This is a genomic window from Ensifer sp. Root1252, from assembly GCF_001425885.1.
Lineage (GTDB): Bacteria > Pseudomonadota > Alphaproteobacteria > Rhizobiales > Rhizobiaceae > Ensifer > Ensifer canadensis.
Map to the genome: position 1 here is coordinate 92686 of NZ_LMDT01000003.1, position 18419 is coordinate 111104.

17 protein-coding genes are annotated in these 18419 nt (G+C 61.6%); 10 read left to right on the plus strand and 7 right to left on the minus strand.

From position 1 onward, the window contains the following. Positions 1-83 precede the first annotated feature (83 nt). The 7 genes from ASD02_RS06055 to pcaF all read left to right on the plus strand — a co-directional run bounded on the left by ASD02_RS06055 (position 84) and on the right by pcaF (position 8900). A complete protein-coding gene (locus ASD02_RS06055; RefSeq protein WP_057220378.1) occupies positions 84-2405 on the plus strand; it encodes a bifunctional salicylyl-CoA 5-hydroxylase/oxidoreductase in 2322 nt (773 codons plus the stop codon). Then, positions 2402-3178, plus strand: coding sequence for an SDR family NAD(P)-dependent oxidoreductase (locus ASD02_RS06060; RefSeq protein ID WP_057220331.1), 777 nt, complete (start codon positions 2402-2404; stop codon positions 3176-3178). The genes ASD02_RS06055 and ASD02_RS06060 overlap by 4 nt, the downstream gene beginning before the upstream one ends. A gap of 2 nt (positions 3179-3180) precedes the next feature. Continuing rightward, positions 3181-4023, plus strand: a complete 843-nt coding sequence (locus ASD02_RS06065) for an enoyl-CoA hydratase family protein (protein WP_057220332.1) — start codon at positions 3181-3183, stop codon at positions 4021-4023. 2 nt (positions 4024-4025) lie between these two features. After that, positions 4026-5222, plus strand: a complete 1197-nt coding sequence (locus tag ASD02_RS06070) for an acyl-CoA dehydrogenase family protein (RefSeq protein WP_057220333.1) — start codon at positions 4026-4028, stop codon at positions 5220-5222. Between the two features lie 92 nt (positions 5223-5314). Beyond that, positions 5315-5710 carry a RidA family protein gene (locus ASD02_RS06075; protein WP_025429118.1) on the plus strand — a complete coding sequence of 132 codons (396 nt, stop codon included), beginning with the start codon at positions 5315-5317 and terminating at the stop codon, positions 5708-5710. Positions 5711-5721: 11 nt separating this feature from the next. Continuing rightward, on the plus strand, positions 5722-7701 hold the full coding sequence (locus tag ASD02_RS06080) for a 3-hydroxyacyl-CoA dehydrogenase NAD-binding domain-containing protein (RefSeq protein WP_057220334.1): 1980 nt from the start codon (positions 5722-5724) through the stop codon (positions 7699-7701). Continuing rightward, a complete protein-coding gene (gene pcaF / locus ASD02_RS06085; protein ID WP_057220335.1) occupies positions 7698-8900 on the plus strand; it encodes a 3-oxoadipyl-CoA thiolase in 1203 nt (400 codons plus the stop codon). The genes ASD02_RS06080 and pcaF overlap by 4 nt, the downstream gene beginning before the upstream one ends. A 344-nt stretch (positions 8901-9244) precedes the next feature. Here the strand turns inward: pcaF and ASD02_RS06090 are convergent, their stop codons facing one another. The 6 genes from ASD02_RS06090 to queC all read right to left on the minus strand — a co-directional run bounded on the left by ASD02_RS06090 (position 9245) and on the right by queC (position 15108). Then, entirely contained in the window at positions 9245-10558 is a 1314-nt protein-coding gene (locus ASD02_RS06090) for an alkyl/aryl-sulfatase (RefSeq protein WP_057220336.1), read from the minus strand. Positions 10559-11136: 578 nt separating this feature from the next. Next, entirely contained in the window at positions 11137-11985 is an 849-nt protein-coding gene (locus tag ASD02_RS06095) for a glycosyltransferase family 2 protein (protein WP_057220337.1), read from the minus strand. 32 nt (positions 11986-12017) lie between these two features. Continuing rightward, positions 12018-13082: a glycosyltransferase family 2 protein gene (locus ASD02_RS06100; RefSeq protein WP_156408362.1), complete on the minus strand. Its 1065-nt coding sequence runs from the start codon at positions 13080-13082 to the stop codon at positions 12018-12020. Positions 13083-13316: 234 nt separating this feature from the next. Then, a complete protein-coding gene (gene queE, locus ASD02_RS06105; RefSeq protein WP_057220338.1) occupies positions 13317-14045 on the minus strand; it encodes a 7-carboxy-7-deazaguanine synthase QueE in 729 nt (242 codons plus the stop codon). Next, entirely contained in the window at positions 14042-14398 is a 357-nt protein-coding gene (gene queD, locus ASD02_RS06110) for a 6-carboxytetrahydropterin synthase QueD (protein ID WP_057220339.1), read from the minus strand. Before queD ends, queE begins: the two co-directional genes overlap by 4 nt. After that, positions 14398-15108: a 7-cyano-7-deazaguanine synthase QueC gene (gene queC, locus ASD02_RS06115; protein ID WP_057220340.1), complete on the minus strand. Its 711-nt coding sequence runs from the start codon at positions 15106-15108 to the stop codon at positions 14398-14400. The genes queD and queC overlap by 1 nt, the downstream gene beginning before the upstream one ends. 320 nt (positions 15109-15428) lie before the next feature. Here queC and ASD02_RS06120 point away from each other — a divergent pair, with 320 nt between their 5' ends. Next, the gene (locus ASD02_RS06120; protein ID WP_057220341.1) at positions 15429-16196 is read left to right on the plus strand and encodes an SDR family NAD(P)-dependent oxidoreductase; all 768 of its coding nucleotides are present in this window, start codon (positions 15429-15431) and stop codon (positions 16194-16196) included. A gap of 131 nt (positions 16197-16327) precedes the next feature. Here ASD02_RS06120 and ASD02_RS06125 read toward each other — a convergent pair whose 3' ends face one another. Next, entirely contained in the window at positions 16328-17026 is a 699-nt protein-coding gene (locus ASD02_RS06125; RefSeq protein ID WP_057220342.1) for a metalloregulator ArsR/SmtB family transcription factor, read from the minus strand. Between the two features lie 105 nt (positions 17027-17131). Here ASD02_RS06125 and ASD02_RS06130 point away from each other — a divergent pair, with 105 nt between their 5' ends. Further along, positions 17132-17740, plus strand: coding sequence for a superoxide dismutase (locus tag ASD02_RS06130; protein WP_057220343.1), 609 nt, complete (start codon positions 17132-17134; stop codon positions 17738-17740). Positions 17741-17801: 61 nt separating this feature from the next. Continuing rightward, positions 17802-18392, plus strand: coding sequence for a flavin reductase family protein (locus ASD02_RS06135; protein WP_057220344.1), 591 nt, complete (start codon positions 17802-17804; stop codon positions 18390-18392). Positions 18393-18419: the final 27 nt, after the last annotated feature.

Below are 18419 nucleotides of genomic sequence, written 5' to 3' on the forward strand. Positions count from 1 at the left end.
CACCCTGCTCCTCGCAGTCCGGGATGACGGTCGACGACATCTGGACGGTGACACACGCAGCCGGAGCTCGGGAGGAGAACGACATGCGGATCGTCTGTATCGGTGGCGGGCCAGCCGGCCTCTATTTTGCGCTGCTGATGAAGCGCCAGCACCCGGAACACCGCATAACGGTCGTCGAGCGGAACCGCGCCTTCGACACCTTCGGGTGGGGGGTGGTCTTCTCGGATGCGACGATGCAGTCGATGCGCCAATGGGATCCGGAGACTGCCGAGGCGATCGAGGTCGCCTTCAACCACTGGGACGACATCGAACTGGTTTTCAAGGGCCGTAAGATCAGGACGACGGGCCACGGCTTCGTCGGCATCGGCCGCAAGAAGATGCTCAATATCCTCCAGAATCGCTGCCTCGAACTCGGTGTCGAACTCGCGTTCGAGCACGACGTCGAAAGCGACGAGGAATTCGCCGATGCGGACCTCATCATCGCCTCGGATGGCGTCAACTCGAGGATCCGCAATAGATACGCCGACGTTTTCCAACCCGACATGGTCGTTCGGCCAAACCGTTATGTCTGGCTCGGCACGGACAAGCGCTTCGACGCCTTCACCTTCGACTTCCAACGCACCGAACACGGCTGGTTCCAGGCGCATATCTACCGTTTCGATGAGAACACCTCGACCTTCATCGTCGAAACCACGGATGACGTCTTTCAGGCCCATGGTCTCGACCAGATGGACCAGCAGCAGTCGATTGAGTTCTGCGAAAAACTCTTTTCCGAGACGCTCGACGGCCACAGGCTGATGACCAATGCGCGCCATATGCGCGGTTCGGCCTGGCTGAACTTCGGCCGGTTGATTTGCGAGAAGTGGAGCCATTTCAACGGCAATAGCCACGTCGTCCTGATGGGGGACAGCGCCCACACGGCGCATTTCGCCATCGGCTCGGGCACCAAGCTTGCGATCGACGACGCCATCGAGCTTACCCGACAATTCGATATCCTCGGCCACAACGAAGCCACCATCCCGGACGTGCTCGCGGCTTACGAGGAGGTGCGCCGGGTTGACGTCGCCCGCATCCAAAATGCGGCGCGCAATGCGATGGAGTGGTTCGAAGTCGCCGGCACGCGCTATGCCGATACGCTGGAGCCGGAGCAATTCATGTATTCGATGCTGACCCGCTCACAGCGCATCAGCCACGAGAATCTTCGCCTTCGCGACAAGGACTGGCTCGAAGGTTTCGAACGCTGGTTCGCCGAACGTGCCGGCGCCGAGCCGGCGTCGAATGGCACGGTTCCGCCGCCGATGTTCACGCCTTTCAAGCTTCGCGGCCTGACGCTCAGGAATCGCATCGTCGTTTCGCCAATGGCGATGTATTCGGCGACCGACGGCGTGCCGAACGACTTTCACCTGGTGCATCTCGGTGCGCGCGCCATGGGCGGCGCAGCCCTCGTTTTTCCTGAAATGACGTGCGTGTCGCCTGACGCCCGCATCACGCCCGGATGCTTGGGACTCTGGAACGACGAACAGACGTTGGCCTTCAAGCGCATCGTCGATTTCGTGCACCAGCAGACGCCTGCCAAGATCGGCATCCAGCTCGGGCATGCCGGAAGAAAAGGTGCGACCAAATTGGCCTGGGAGGGGATCGACCAGCCCTTGAATGAGGGCGCCTGGCCGCTCATTTCCGCGTCGGCCCTGCCTTACCTCGCGCATTCGGATACGCCGCGCGAAATGACCCGAGCCGACATGGACCTCGTCGTCGCCGACTTCGTGCAGGCGACCGGACGCGCCCGTGACCTCGGTTTCGACATCCTCGAACTGCACGTGGCGCACGGCTACCTGCTGTCGAGCTTCCTGTCGCCGCTCACCAACCTCCGCACGGACGACTATGGCGGCGACCATGCGTCCCGCGCCCGCTTTCCGCTCGAAGTGTTCCACGCGATCCGCAAGGCGTGGCCCGAGGACCGACCGATGTCGGTGCGCCTTTCGACGCACGACTGGCACGAAGGCGGCAACACTCCTGACGATGCGGCGATTTTCGCCCGCCTGTTCAAGGAAGCCGGCGCCGATATGATCGACTGCTCCTCCGGTCAGGTGGTGAAGGAAGAAAAACCGGTTTACGGCCGGCTGTTCCAGACACCATTTTCCGACAAGATCCGCAACGAGATCCAGGTTCCGACCATCGCCGTCGGAGCGATTTCCGAAGCCGACCACGCCAATTCCATCATTGCGGCCGGCCGTGCCGACCTCTGCGCAATTGCGCGTCCGCATCTGGCCGACCCGTCCTTCGTCATGCACGAGGCGGCGAAGATCGGCTATGACGGGCAGCCCTGGCCAAAGCAATACCACTCCGCCCGTGCGCAATATGTGAACAATCTGGCGCGCGCCGCAACGACGGTAGGCAAGCCATGAACCGCAGACACGCGCTCGTCACGGGCGCCGGAAGCGGCATCGGCAAGGCGATCGCGCTTGCACTCGCAGCCGATGGCCATATCGTCAGCCTTGTGGGGCGCCGCGCCGCGCCGCTCGAAGCCGTGAAAGAGGAAATCCACTCATCAGGCGGCGAAGCCCACGTCCACCATGAGTTCGATGTGACCGACCCGGCAGCGGTCGAGCAAGGCATTTCGGCTGCGATTGCGAAGAGCGGAGAGATTGCGGTTCTCGTCAACTGCGCCGGCGAGGCTCCTTCGGCGCCGTTCGAGAAAACCGATCTTTCACTCTGGCAACGGGTGCTCACGGTCAACCTGACCGGGGTGTTTCTCGTGACGCAGGCAGCCCTTGCCTCCGTGCGCCGGGCCGGCAACGGCCGGATCGTCAATGTCGCAAGCACCGCAGGCCTGACCGGCTATTCCTACGTTTCCGCCTATTGCGCATCAAAGCACGGCGTTGTCGGTCTGACGCGGGCGCTGGCACTCGAACTTGCGCGCACCGACGTCACGGTCAATGCCGTCTGCCCGGGTTTCACCGACACGCCGCTGATCGATGGGGCGCTTGAGACAATTAGCGAAAAGACTGGCCGTTCGCGCGAGGAAGCGCGCGCCAGCCTTGCCCGTTCCAATCCGCAAGGGCGCCTGGTGACGCCCGACGAGGTCGCACACACGGTCTCCTGGCTCGTGTCGGAGAAGGCAACCGCGATCACCGGCCAGGCCATCCCAGTGGCGGGCGGCGAAGTTCTCGGAGGATAGACATGACAAACCCGATGCAGGCCAAGAAACGCGCCTTCAAAGACCATAAGGCCAAGCACTTCCTGTTCGAAACGGACGCCGACGGCCGGGTCGCCACGATCACGCTCGACCGTCCGGAAAAGAAGAATCCACTGACCTTCGAAAGCTACGAGGAGCTTTGCGATCTCTTCCGGGCGCTTGGTCGCGCCAGCGATGTGCGCGCCGTGGTGCTGACCGGCGCCAGCGACAACTTCTCCTCCGGCGGCGACGTCTTCGAGATCATCGAGCCGCTGACGCGCATGTCGATGCCTGATCTGCTTGATTTCACCCGTATGACCGGCGAACTGGTGCGCCAGATCCGCGCCTGCCCGCAGCCCGTCATATCAGCCGTCGACGGCATCTGCGCCGGTGCCGGCGCGATCCTGGCGATGGCTTCCGACTTCCGCGTGGCAACGCCGGAGGCGAAGACGGCGTTTCTCTTCACCCGCGTCGGGCTGGCCGGCGCCGACATGGGCGCCTGCGGCATCCTTCCCCGCATTATCGGCCAGGGCCGTGCCGCCGAACTGCTTTTCACCGGCCGGGTCATGACCGCGACCGAAGGCCACACCTGGGGCTTCTACAACGCCCTCCACGAGCGTCCGTCGCTGCTTGCCGAGGCACAGAAATTCGCAGGCAGCATCGCCGACGGCCCGTGGTTCGCTCACGCAATGACGAAGAAGATGCTCGACCAGGAATGGGCGATGGGCATCGATCAGCTGATCGAAGCGGAAGCGCAGGCCCAAGCGATCTGCATGGCGACCGGCGACTTCCGCCGCGCCTTCGAGGCCTTTGCCGCCAAGGCGAAGCCGGAATTCAAAGGGAATTGAGCATGAGCTCCCATGAGACGGCTTTGCGCCCACCAACCCGCGACCATCTCGACTGGCCATTCTACGAGGATAGGCATCGCGCGCTTGCCGCCGAATTGGACGGCTTCGTTGCCGGCGGCGGTCTTGGCGAAGTCGATCACCGGGATGTGGATGCCGCCTGCAAACATCTGGTCGCAGCGCTCGGCGCTGCAGGCGTACTTCGCCATTGCGTGCCGAAGGCGTTCGGCGGTACGAGCGAAGACATCGACAGCCGATCGCTTTGCCTCATCCGCGAAACGCTCGCCTATACCGACGGGCTTGCCGACTTCGCCTTCGCCATGCAGGGGCTGGGGACTGGCGCGATCAGCCTTTCCGGCTCCGAGGCGCTGAAGCATGCCATCCTGCCCAAGGTCGCCCGCGGCGAGTGCATCTCCGCCTTTGCGCTTTCCGAACCCGATGCGGGCTCGGATGTTGCGGCGATGGCCTGTGCGGCGCGCCGCGACGGCGACCATTTCGTGCTCGACGGCGAGAAGACCTGGATCTCGAACGGAGGCATTGCCGACGTCTACACTGTCTTTGCCCGCACCGGCGAGGCGCCCGGCACGCGTGGCATATCCGCCTTCGTGGTCTTTGCCGACACGCCGGGCTTCACGATCGCCGAGCGCATCGAGACGATTGCGCCGCATCCGCTCGCCCGGCTTCGTTTCGACAATTGCCGTATTCCGTCGTCACAGCTTCTCGGCAGCCCGGGCGAAGGCTTCAAGATCGCCATGCGCACGCTCGACATCTTCCGCCCATCCGTCGCTGCCGCCGCGATCGGCTTTGCCCGTCGCGCGCTCGACGAGGCGGTGGCACATGCGAAGAACCGCAAGATGTTTGGCGCAACGCTTGCCGACCTGCCGACCGCGCAAAGCACACTCGGTGACATGGCAACGGCGATCGACTCCGCAGCCCTTCTGACCTGCCGCACGGCGTGGCAACGCGACGTGCAAAAGCGGCCGACGACTCGCGAGGCGGCAATGGCCAAGATGACGGCGACGGAGAATGCGCAGTGGGTCATCGACCAGGCGCTGCAGCTCTTCGGCGGTCGGGGGGTACGCGTCGGCGAGATCACAGAGCGGCTCTATCGTGAGATCCGTGCGCTGCGCATCTACGAGGGCGCGACCGAAGTTCAAAAGCTCATCATCGGCCGCGAGCTGATGAAGGGCACGGCACGATAACGGTGGCGTCACCACCTCGCTCGCCAACCACGCTTCCCTGGCATGGCCGGACGATATCCGAGCCGCACTGACGCAACATCTGGAGACAACCAATGCACACCATCCTGCAACCTGAAGGTTGGGCAAAGCCCATCGGCTATGCCAACGGCGTCGCTGCGAAGGGCCGCACTCTCTTCGTCGGCGGTCAGATCGGCTGGAACGAGCGCTCCGAGTTCGAAACCGATGATTTCGTCGAGCAGGTCCGCCAGACTCTGAAAAATGTGGTCGCGGTGCTCGCCGCCGGGGGGGCGGAGCCGCACCACATCACGACGATGACCTGGTACTTCACCGACAAGCAGGAATATATCGGTAACCTCCGCGGTATCGGCCAAGCCTACCGCGACATCATCGGCAGGAACTTCCCTGCAATGGCGGCAATGCAGGTGGTCGCGCTGGTCGAAGACCGGGCCAAGATCGAAATCCAGGCCACGGCCGTCATCCCCGATTGAGGATTGCCGACATGCCAGAGATCAGATTTTCGCAGAGCGTTTCCGCCCGTCGGGAACAAGGTGCTCTCGTCGTCACCATCGACAACCCGCCCGTCAACGCGCTGTCGGCGCATGTCAGGTCCGGCCTGATGGCTGCTTTGGATCATGCTACTGACCTTCCGACGATTACCGGTCTCGTGATCACCGGTGCGGGCAGCACGTTTATCGGCGGTGCTGATATCAAGGAGTTTGGCAAACCTCCCATGGAGCCGATGCTTCCCGAGGTGATCGATCGCATCGAGACTTTCGAAAAGCCGGTCGTCTGCTCGGTGAATGGCTCCGCCCTTGGCGGAGGCTGCGAGGTGGCGCTCGCCTGCCACGGCCGCATAGCTGGAGAAAAGGCCGCGTTCGGACTGCCCGAAGTGAAGCTCGGCATCGTTCCGGGTGCTGGCGGGACACAACGCCTGCCACGGCTGATCGGCACGATCGCGGCCATCGATCTCATCGGAACGGGGCGCACCGTCAACGTGAGCGAAGCTGTCGCACTCGGCCTTGCCGATGGCACCACCGCGGACCCTGTAGCCGCCGCCCTTACGCTCCTGCGCGAACTGGGTGCAAAGCCGCTCCGTCGCACCGGCTTGATGGCGGTCCCGACGGTGGACGCAGCAGCCGTCAGCGCGGCGGAGGCGAAGGTCCTGGCGCGAGCCCGCGGCCAATCCGCTCCGGTCGAGGCGGTACGTCTCGTCAAGGCGGCCGGTCAAGTCGATCTGAAACAGGGATTGGCGGAAGAACGCCGCACATTCCTGCGTTTACGCGACTCCGTCGAGTCCGCTGCCCTGCGGCACGTATTCTTTGCCGAACGCGCCGCCGGCAAGGTCGAAGGCTTAGAGACAGTCTCGCCACGCAGAATCGAGACAATTGCGGTGGTCGGCGCGGGGCTGATGGGGGCAGGCATTGCGGTCTCGGCCCTGACCAGCGGCTGTCGCGTCATCGCTTTGGAGCAGACAAAGGAAGCAGCCGCCGACGCGCGCACCCGCATTGCCGAGACACTCGACAAAACCGTCCGCTCCGGACGGATGGACGCGGATGGACGCGACGACTGCATCGCCCGATTACAGACCACCGCTGAAGCGGCAGACCTCGTCACCGCTGATCTCGTCATCGAAGCGGTGTTCGACGACCTCCAGGTCAAGATGGACTTGTTTTGCCGGCTCGACGGCATCCTTGCGCCAGGCACCATTTTGGCAACCAACACCAGCTACCTCGATCCCGACGTGATCGCCGCGGCGACGACCTATCCGACGCGGGTGGTCGGATTGCACTTCTTCTCACCCGCCAATGTCATGCGGCTTGTCGAAGTCGTCGATTGCGCCAAGACCGCACCCGATGTGCTGGCGAGCGCAGTCGCCTTCGTGAAACGCCTGGGCAAGTTACCCATTGTCTGCGGCGTTACCGAAGGTTTTATCGGCAACCGCATCTTCTCCGCCTATCGTCGCGAGGCAGAGTTCATGCTCGAGGATGGCGCCGTGCCCGACGAGATCGACGCCGCCTTCGAAGCTTACGGTTTTCCGATGGGCATCTTCGCCGTCAATGACATGGCCGGGTTGGAGATCGCCTGGGCGCGCCGGAAGCGGCAGGCCGCGACGCGGGATCCTGTCGCACGTTATGTCGAGATCGCCGATAGGCTTTGCGAGGCGGGCCGTCTTGGCCGCAAGAGTGGCCGCGGCTGGTACGCCTACCCCAACGGCGAGCGCACCGTCGATCCGGAAGTGACGGCGATGATCAAGGCGGCGCGCGCCGCCAAGAACATCACGCCGCGAGCCATCACTGCCGAAGAGATCATGGGCCGGCTTTTGAAGGCGATGGTCGATGAAGGAACGGCGCTGCTGGCCGAAGGCATCGCCGCGCGCCCCGGCGACATCGATCTGGTGATGATCAACGGTTACGGCTTTCCGGCCCACAAGGGCGGGCCGATGTTTACCGCGCAGCAAGGCAAGGACCTGAAATCATGAGCGAGGCCTATATCATTGATGGCGTCCGCACGCCCATCGGCCGATACGGCGGCGCTTTGTCGGTCGCCCGTGCCGACGACCTCGCCGCGCACGTAATCCGCGAGGCGCTGGCGCGCGTCGCGTCCGTACCGGCCGAAGCGATCGATGAGGTCGTCTTCGGTTGTGCCAACCAGGCGGGCGAAGACAACCGCAACGTGGCCCGCATGGCCGCCTTGCTTGCCGGATTGCCGGACGCGGTTCCTGGCACGACGATCAACCGGCTTTGCGGCTCGGGGCTGGATGCCGTCGGTTACGCCGCACGCGCGATCCGGCTCGGCGAGGCGGAAGTCGTGATTGCCGGTGGCGTCGAAAGCATGTCGCGCGCGCCTTTCGTCATGCCGAAGGCCCAAAACGCCTTCCAACGCAGCACCGAGGTGTACGACACGACGATCGGCTGGCGGTTCGTCAATCCGGTCATGCAAGAACGGTACGGCATCGAGTCCATGCAGGAGACCGCCGAAAACGTTGCAGCCGAGTTTGCTATCTCACGCGCGGACCAGGACGGCTTTGCGCTCCGCAGCCAGGCCCGCGCTGCGGCTGCGCAAAAGAGCGGCCGCTTCGCGCGCGAAATCGCCCCCTATCCGATCAAAGGGCGCAAGGGCGAGACGACGCACGTCTTAGAGGATGAGCATCCGCGCGAGACAACGTTCGAGAAGCTCGCCAACCTGCCGACGCCGTTCCGCACCAATGGCACCGTGACAGCCGGCAATGCATCCGGTGTCAACGACGGCGCGGCCGCACTTCTGCTTGCCTCAGGCCGCGCGGTCGAACACTACGGCCTCACGCCGCTTGCTCGCGTCGAAGGGATGGCAACGGCGGGTGTTCCTCCACGCATCATGGGTATGGGCCCTGTCTATTCCACCAGAAAGCTCCTGGACCGTCTCGGCGTTGGCATCGGCGATATCGATGTCCTCGAGCTCAATGAAGCCTTCGCAGCCCAGGCTCTCGCCTGCATGCGGCAGCTAGGCCTTGCGGATGATGCCGCCCACGTAAATCCCAACGGCGGCGCCATTGCCTTGGGACATCCTCTCGGCATGTCCGGTGCGCGCCTTGCGCTGACCGCAGCACTGGAACTTGAACTTCGAGGAGCAAGGCGAGCTGTCGCCACCATGTGTATTGGCGTTGGACAAGGCATCTCGATGTTACTGACGCGGCCGTGATGCCGACGGATGCTCCTGCATTACGGCCTAGCGTGTCTCACGGTTTGCGCAGATCGTCAGTCCATGTTGTAGAAATAAAATCGAGAACGCCCCATTCAGGCAGTTGATACCCGTGCGGCCTGGCGGCACCCTTTTTGGGTAAGCGACGTAGCCGATCTTTGTGAAAGAACGCGGTTATCGGTCGCCGCCTTTCGCGTCCGAGCGAGCACGGGTTTGAGAGGGACCTAGGGCTCGGAAACTGGTTATCGTGTGGTGTTCGAAGCCATGATGGGAGCTCTTTCATTACCGTTGCGCAAGACGCCGGCATCGGACGCCGTCTAGTGACGGCCACTCCGTTGTGAAGACTAGTTCTGTTCCTTTCCCTTCGACAGGTATTGAGCTGTGGTGAGGTAATAGTTACGGGCGGTGGCATTGATCTGGCGCTCGCCCAACTCGGTTAGTGCCCGGGCCTTGATCTCGTTGGCTGCCATATTCGCAGGGTCAATGGCCAGTACATAATCGATCATCTCGGCCGCCCATTGAAACTCCTTTGCTTCGACTGCTTCCCTGGCACGAGCAATCATCTGCTCTGCCCCTCCTGTCATTTCGAGCATTTTGCGGGCACGCTCCGCAGGTGGCAGAGGGTTCAGATTGGTGGCGTTCCCATCGAACCATCCGACATAATCGGCGTAAATGCCGCGTACGGTCCAAGCGACACTGCCGTAGTACTCTTGCAGATATGGGCTCTTTGCCAGCTCAGGAGAAAGTTTCACCTCTTGCACAAGCTCGTCCGGCGTCTTTCCCTGCTTGATGCCGGCAAGGGTCTGGTCGAGGACGGTCTTGATCCCGTCCCTATAGTCGGCGAGAGCCTTGCGCACCTCGTCCTTCCCGAGGATCGGACGCATGTGACCCTGGACCAGGTAGGTGGCGTTCAAGGCGAGCATCCTGTCGAGGCTGGCGATCCACTTCTCCGGGGGGCGCAGCTTAAGGCCACGAATCGGCGAAAGGTTTGGGTACGATTTGAGAAAATCGTCTCCGGGGATTAGCACGCCCTTGTCGGCGATCCAGATGGCCGTGTTCTCGGGAGATTCTCCTGGCGTATGGATGAGCTGCATCCGGACCCCCGCCACCTCGATGGTCTCACTGTCACCACTGAAGGTGCGGGTCGGCGGCAGGTAGCCCTCCCGCGTATGCGGTGTCACACGGCCGTATTCGAGCTGCGTGCCTGCGTTGATGAACAGGTTGTCGGGTAGCTTCGTGCCGAAGGCGTCGCCGCCGTCGCGCGGTCCCCTTCCGAACTCTGGACCGGATTCCACCAGCGTCTGGTGGCTGTAGATTTCGGGTTTGTCAGTCCCGGCAAACACCTTCGCGCCGCCAGAATGGTCCGGGTGATTGTGGGTGTAGATGATCGCCCGGACAGGACGGACCAAGCGATCCCCAAAGGCGCCCACGATTGCCTCAGCGTCGACAGGGTTCGCGGATGTGTCGACGATAATCGAGCCCTTGTGTCCCTGGATCAGCGTGACGTTGCTTGCCGAGTAGCCAACGGCGGCGAAGACGCCGTCCGTGATTTTAATGACCTCCTTCCGGAATTCGGAGGAACTCTCTCGTAGTTGCTCACGTCCGGCAAACTCATCTGCAAAAGCGTGCGCCGACAGGCCAAGAATTGAAACGACCATCAAAGCTACTCCTACCCCCCGGCTCGATACCACATTGGAATGGTACCTTTCATTTTGAGAATCCTCGTGTTGGTGCGCTCGCCGAAGGTGGCATAGCCGGTCTGTTCGGCAAGGTTGCCATCGGCACCGGTGACCAGGCGGACCGACGCCAGGCGGTTGCGATACAAGCCTTCGTGACGGCTCCTGTCTGGGCGTTGGCGATGACCTTCAGATCGGGATGCGGATAGCGGGTGGCAGTCAGCAGATCCGCAGCATTGTAGAGATAAGGTTGCGAAGCAGTGCAGAGGTATACGCTCGACTGGCCGCCTGTGACGCGCGGCATACCAATTGAAAAAGCCTATGGGATCCCGATGCAATGTGAGGCGGGTTGTGCCTTTCAGCTCGTTGCAAGATGCGCGGATCTTCGTGTACTTGGAGTACCGGCCGGAAGGTGCGACGCAGCGATAGGATCTCGACATGCTTTCAGGATCGAAATGGTCTCAGTATAGACTAGACAGACACTTGTCGTACCCGCGCACGCAGGACCGTCCTTCAATCATTTTCCTCGGCGTGCAAAAAGCGGTTCCTGTCCGCGAGCGCTAGAAAATCCAAAACAGTTTGTATCGCGTCTTCCGCCGGGCGTCATTCCAGCACATTCGAAGGAACTTGAACCGAGCGAGAACGCTTGAGGGAGGAAGCTTCTCGATCAGCTTGTAGCAACCGAACGTATAGATCATGCGCTGGCTGAAGCGATCTCTAAATGTCTTAGCGCCATACTTTTTTTCGGAACCCGACCCCTCGTAGAAATGGTAGGACGCATCGTCCATATAGGCTACCAAGTCTCGCACGACGAATTCGGACACAACATACGAGGCAAAGCACCAGGGATTCCCCAGTTCATACCAGCGGGCGTTGAGGATTTCTTCTGCGCCATCTGATCGAAACAATCCGTATATCCACTCAGCAGGGAAGGTCAGATTTCGAGGCACAATACCCTTGGTAAATCTACCTCCGAAATCAAATATATCTGGGCTTGGCCGCTTTATCCTGGACGTTCCGCCCAGGGAGATAAGGGTCGTTGAACCTGCAGCCAGAAGCTTAGAACGGTCGTTCTCCAGCGCGCCCATAAGGGACGACAGGTAGTTTTCAGACGACATGTCATCGCATGCCCGCAGGCAAAAGAACTCGGCCGCAGCCGAACCTATCTTGACGGCCTTTGCAAAATTATCCAGTGCGCTCAGATGCACATCATTGCTGATCAGAGAGAAGCGGGGATCGGTCGAGCAAAAGCGCTTGGCGATTTCAACGGTCTCATCCGTCGACCCATTCTCTAGGATGAATGCGCGAAAATCTGGATAGTCCTGCGCAGCTATGCACTGAAGACTACGCTCGAGCGTTTTGGCGCCATTGTAAACCGGGAAAACGATTGCAACTCTGCTCTTATTCATTCCAAACCCCAGGTTTCCTAACCGGAAACAGCCTATTTCCATTCCCGATAAGGTGCGCGAGGCTGATCGTCCAGATCGTAGCAAATGCTGGGCATAAAACCGAGTTCGACCAATTGCGCCGGATTGGTGAAACGGCCAGAGTTCTTAGCCATGAAATCGATACCGCCTTTCTCATCCAGTTCTTCCTTCATCGTTTGGTAATGCTGCGAGCCATTGTAATGCTGGCGGCCATCAACAGCCTCAGCTATCTTCTCTCGGTAATTCGTGAAGAACTTGAAGTGGAGGAGAACGCCCCAGATGGGCGCGAAATTGCGGTTGTACGGCAAGGGCCGGTGAATGCTGCTACCGAAGTAGCAATGCTTGTCCCAATAGATCAGGGGATACTTGATTAGCTCGTTTTCTTCATTGAAAAGTCGTTTACGCGGACCGCCTTTGACGCTGATACCTCGCTTGAGATAGGAAATCTCATAGCCATCAGCATCAAATCGATTGACTGAGAACCATGGCAGATCTCCGTCGACGGCATTATCGGTTTCCACGCCGGGGTAGATATCCAGCATCGGTGCCGGCAGCCGTTTAATCCCATTGTCTTCAAGAACTTGTATTAGCGCAGGTATCGTTTCTTCGGGGCACTGATCGTAGATGAGGAACTCATCGGAATCGACGTTAATATACCAACGTCCATAACCATACCTGCCAAAGAGCGCCTCGCGCCAACGTCTGCCGCGGCGTGCCTTCTCAAATCTAATGTTTGACGTCCACACGTCGATATCTGGCTGTTCGAGCAGATACTCCTTCGTGCCGTCATTCGAAACATCGTCGACGCATATGAAGCGCGTTACCCCGATCTTGCGATAGTGTTTCAGGAACGAAGGCAGCAGAGCCATATCGTTGTGCGTGATGAACACGAGCGGCACATCAATGCTGTTCAAGGGGACTATTGGCTTGGCGGACCATAGCTCAACGTTTTGCTTGCTTCGCCTCTCCCTGATAGACACCCGCGCATTGTCGTATAGTGTCTTTGCACGGTCGATTATGCTGCGTTTCGGAAATAGAAATTGGCGGTCGAATGGATATTTCATACTGCCGCGTTTCATCGATCACAACGTCCTCAGTTTGTCTCCAGAGACAGCCTCTTGCATAAATGCGAATGGAATGAAAGGCCGAACGCCGCCGGGGACGTCGGCGCAAGCGATCGCAGTTGTTTTTTAACATATTCCAATCTGAGTGGTGATTGGTCGGCGCCACGCGTTGACTAGCGGAGCGGGCAGACTGAGCAGGCCGAAAGCCGCAAGGCCCCAGCCCGAATTATGGACGTTGCTTTCCGCGCTCTAAACGCCCCGTCGATTGCCCCACAGCAAGACGTGCAACTGCGGCAGCACCCGTGCATCGAACCATTTGTCGCCGGTCACCTTGTCGACCAGCCAGAGCATGCGGTTCATGACGCCATCGATGTCCACCGTCGCGCTGTCGTCGTCCGGCGGGGGTGGGGTGTGGTTTCCCGGCTGCAGGTAGACCGGCAGCGCTGGATAGCGCTGCGCCACGTCCTTGGCATAGGCATAGTCGCCGTCATCAAAAACGACGATCTTGAGCACGGTCATCGGCCGCCCCGCCGCCGACGCAAGACACTCGTCGAGCTTTGCGAAATCGGTTTCCATGCCACTCGACGGCGGCTTCGGGCTGAGGACCAGAACGTCCAGGTTGGCGAACCAGTCCCTGGCGACGCTGCCCTGCGTCTCAAGCGCAAAGCGATAGCCCTCGCCATGGCCGCGAGCGATCAAGGGTCCGAGCGGCTGGATGGCCGGGTTTCCGCCGGAAAGCGAGACGGTCAGCGGCACGCCGCCCGAGAGCCGCCTGACTTCCTCCCAGATCTCTTCGACCGACATCGGCTGCCACTGGTCGCGGTACTCGCTGTCGACGGCGTGCAGCGTATCGCACCAGGAACAGCGGTAGTCGCAGCCGCCGGTGCGCACGAACACCGTCGGCTGGCCGATCAACACGCCTTCACCCTGGATGGTCGGCCCGAAGATCTCGCTGACGCGGATCGTCGCGCCCGTCATGGCCGGTATTCCGCCCATGTCTTTGGCGTTTCGCTCACACGAACGGCCGACGTTTCCGGCAGCCGCTCCTTGCACCAGTCGTAGAAATGCCTGGCCAGGCACTCCGACGTCACCCGATCATGACCGAGCACGTCATTGAGATGGCGATGGTCGAAGCTGCCGTCGATGTAGCGCTTCAGCGGGGCGAGGTCGTGATAATCCCGCACGAAGCCGTTGTCGTCGAGATCCGCGGCGGCAAGCTCAACCTCAACGATGTAGTTATGACCATGCAGCCGCGCGCACTGGTGATCGGCGGGCAGATGGCTCAACTGATGCGAGGCGGCGAAGTGGAACTCCTTGGTGATGCGGTACATCAGCGAACCTCCTCTGCCGAGAAGCGGCTGGTGGCAGCGCGCCAGAACTCCGGATCGGCATATTCGGTCGGTTCCTCGACGCCGGCGAGATGGAAGGCCTCGCGCCGCTCGACGCAGGTGCCGCAGCGACCGCAATGGCGTGCGCCGCCCTTATAGCAGGACCACGTCTCACCAAAAGGCGTGCCGTGCTTGGCGCCGTCCGTAACGATGGCGGCCTTCGGGACCTTGACATAGGGTGCAAGGAGCTGAACGGTGCCATAGCCCTCCAACGCCTCGTCCTGCATTTTCTGGAACGCATCGATGAAGCCCGGCCGGCAATCCGGGTAGATGAAATGGTCTCCGCCATGGACGGCAACGGCGACGGCGTCGGCCTTTTGCGCCGAGGCGAGGCCGAAGGCGATCGCCAGCATGATGGCGTTGCGGTTCGGCACCACCGTAGCCTTCATCGTCTCTTCGGCATAATGGCCATCGGGCACGTCGACGTCATCGGTCAGCGCCGATCCGGTCAAATGCCGGCCAACGCCGGTGATGTCGATGATCTGGTGTGGAACGCCAAGCCGGTGGGCACAGGCCGCGGCGAAGTCGAGTTCCTTGCGATGGCGCTGGCCGTAATCGAAGGAAAGAAGGCCGACGAGTTCGTGCTCGGCCGCGATCCTGTGCGCGAGCGAAACGGAGTCCAATCCGCCGGAGCAGATGACGATAGTTCTCATAATTATGGGTCCCTTGTTTTGACCGGGTGGGCTGCGACCGGATGCGGGCCGCTTCTAAGCCATTGCTGCGGTTTTGACCAGCCCTTAGCGGCGAGCCTTGCTTGCGGCGGCGGCGGCGGCGGCGCCATTCCAATCGGTCGAAACGACAGACGAGCAATTTTATCCTCTGCGCAAAATCAAAAATCACTTCGGCCGATTTCCGCCGCGTTTCAAAGAGGCTAACGTCTCGCCATCACCGCCTGATGGCGGTGAGCTCCGGCCCCCGTCGTTGGCGACAAGTGCCAAATGGTGGCGGAGTTCGGTATTGGAGGAGTTCTGGAATGCTGATCGACGGAAAAGTGTTCATTGTGACCGGCGGCGGATCGGGTCTTGGCGCCGGCGTTGCCCGCCTGCTGCACGGCAAGGGCGCTCGTGTTGTGCTTGCGGATATCAACGAAGACGCCGGGCGGGCCATGGCCGAGGCGCTTGGGAGCAACGCCCTTTTCGTCAAGACGGATGTCACCAGCGAGGCCGATGGCGCAGCCGCAGTCACCGCCGCCGTTGATACCTTCGGCCAACTCAATGGGCTGGTGAATTGCGCCGGCATTGCGCCGGGCGAAAAGGTGCTTGGGCGCGACGGCCCTCATCGGCTCGACAGCTTTGCGCGTGCGGTCGGCATCAATCTGATCGGCACATTCAACATGATCCGCCTGGCGGCGGCTGCGATGGAAAAGGAAGCGCCCGGCGACGACGGCGAGCGTGGCGTCATCATCAACACCGCCTCTGTCGCTGCCTTCGACGGTCAGGTCGGCCAGGCTGCCTATTCCGCCTCGAAGGGCGGTGTCGTCGCCATGACGCTGCCGATTGCCCGCGAACTGGCACGGCACGGCATCCGTGTCGTGGCGATCGCGCCAGGCATCTTCGAAACACCGATGATGGCCGGCATGCCCCAGGAAGTACAGGACTCGCTCGGCAAGAGCGTTCCCTTCCCCCAGCGCCTCGGCAAGCCGGAGGAATTTGCGGCCCTTGTCCAGCATATCTGCGAAAACCGGATGCTGAACGGCGAAGTCATCCGCCTCGACGGCGCGCTTCGCATGGGCGCACGCTGAGACTGATATCTGAAGGGCCGGGCGCGCGTTGCGTCCGGCCAAATGCGCTACCGTCTGAACAGGCAGCGTTTTTCGAGGGACGCCGTGTTTGTCTCGCGGCGCCACAAGCATTTCCGTACAGCATCTGAAAATCAGGCGCCGGAACGCTCCCCGTGCACCGCCCGCGATTGAGCCGGGGCAATGACATAGGCGCAACGGCGCGCGCCGGCGAGAATATGTTCGGTGCGCTCGACCGCGACGTCGCGACCGAGAATGTCGCGGAAGATATTGATCTCCGCACGGCAAAAGCCCTGGCAACTGGCAGCGGCGGCACAGATCGGACAATGGTTCTCGACGAAGAGAAAAGTGCCGTCGTCCGCCTCCTCATATCCGGCCATGTAACCTTCGGCGGTTCGCAGGCGCACGAGCATCTCAACCCGATCACGCAGACTCCTGGCGCCGTCGAGCGCTGCGCGATAGCCGGTTCGTGTCTCCTCCTCGCGTGCCGCGATGACCCGATCGATGGCAGCGTCGCCGAGCGTCTGGCGGATCGTGCGCAGCAGCTGGACGGTCAACTCCGCATGGGTATCGGGAAATTCCGCATGGCCCGACGCGGTCAGCCCCCAGAACTGCGAGGGTCGGCCGACGCCCCGCGCCTCCGACCAGGAATTTACAAGCCCTTCCTCGGCAAGGCGCACGAGCTGCTGGCGTGCCGCCTCGCCTGATATCGACAGGCGCTTGCCAAGTGCTGCCGCCGTCTGCGGCCCACGCAGCTTCAGCGCCAGCAGGATGCGTTCGGCCGGCGAACGTCCCTGGCTTTGATCCGGATTTAACAAGTGATCGCTTGACATATTATCGCCCGGAGATTTACAAAGATTTATCTTGTTAAATACACGCCGGATGGATCTCGCACAAGACATTCGCTGCGTTCCATCCAACTGAAGAGGATTTCAACCATGGCTTTCGAACTCCCCTCCCTCCCCTTTTCCATCGGCGCTCTGGCCGAAGCCGGAATGAGCGCCGAGACGCTGGAATTCCACCACGGCAAGCACCACCAGGCCTATGTCACCGCCCTCAACGGCTTCGTTGAAAAGGATCAGGCTCTCGCCGGCCTTTCGCTGGAAGACATCATTCGCCATGCAAACGGGAGGGCCGAACTGGCGCCGGTCTTCAACAATGCCGGGCAACACTGGAACCATATCCTGTTCTGGAACAATCTCTCGCCCAAGGGCGGGCGCATTCCGGACAGTCTCGAGAGGAAGATCGTGGAAGACTTCGGCAGCGTCGCCGCCTTCAAGGACGCGTTCAAGACCGCGGCGACCAGCCAGTTCGGTTCCGGCTGGGCCTGGCTCGTGCTCGACGCCAGCGGCAAGCTCAAGGTGACGAAGACTGCCAATGGCTCGAACCCGATCGCCACCAATGAGGGCAAGGCCCTGCTCGGTCTGGATGTGTGGGAACACAGCTATTACATCGATTACCGCAATCGCCGCCCCGACTATGTCAGCAATTTCCTCGATCGGTTGGCGAACTACGAGTTCGCCGAGGCTGAGCTTAAGTCCGCCTGATCACGCCTTCCGTGGTGCCGCACCGGCGGCGCCACGCCCATGCCTCAGCCGGATTGCGCCCATGACCCAGACCACCTCTGTCGATATCGACGCTCACGCCGAACTTGCCGTCACCAGACCTCAGTTCGCCGACACGATGGCGCGGCTGGCGTCAACCGTCTGCGTCGTCAGCTCCGGCAGCGGCTCCGAGTGCCAGGGCCGGACGGCGACCGCCGTCTTCTCGCTTTCCGCAAACCCTCCGTCCATAGTCGTCTCGATCAAGGCGGGTAGCGCGCTTGCCGACGCCATATCGAAACAGGATGGATTTTCGCTGGCGATGCTCGCCCAGGGGCAGGAACTGGTTGCCGATGCCTTCGCCGGCAGGGTCGCGGCAGCCAGCCGCTATCTCGTCGGCATCTGGGCGGACTGGCCTTCCGGCAGGCCGCGTCTTCTCGGCGCCGCCGCAGGGCTCGACTGCGTGCTCAGCGCTTCCATCCTCGTGGGCGACCATCGGCTCTTTGTCGGAACGATCATCGCCACGGAAACCGCCGCCTACGCCGACCCGCTGCTCTGGAGCGAGCGGCAATACCAGGCACTTGAGCGATCGGCGCCCTTTGCGGCCACATCCGGCGGGCGCCCATTGCCATCGGCCAGCTCGTGCCCAACAATCTGAGCGGCGCGAACGGACCCCCATTTGGGA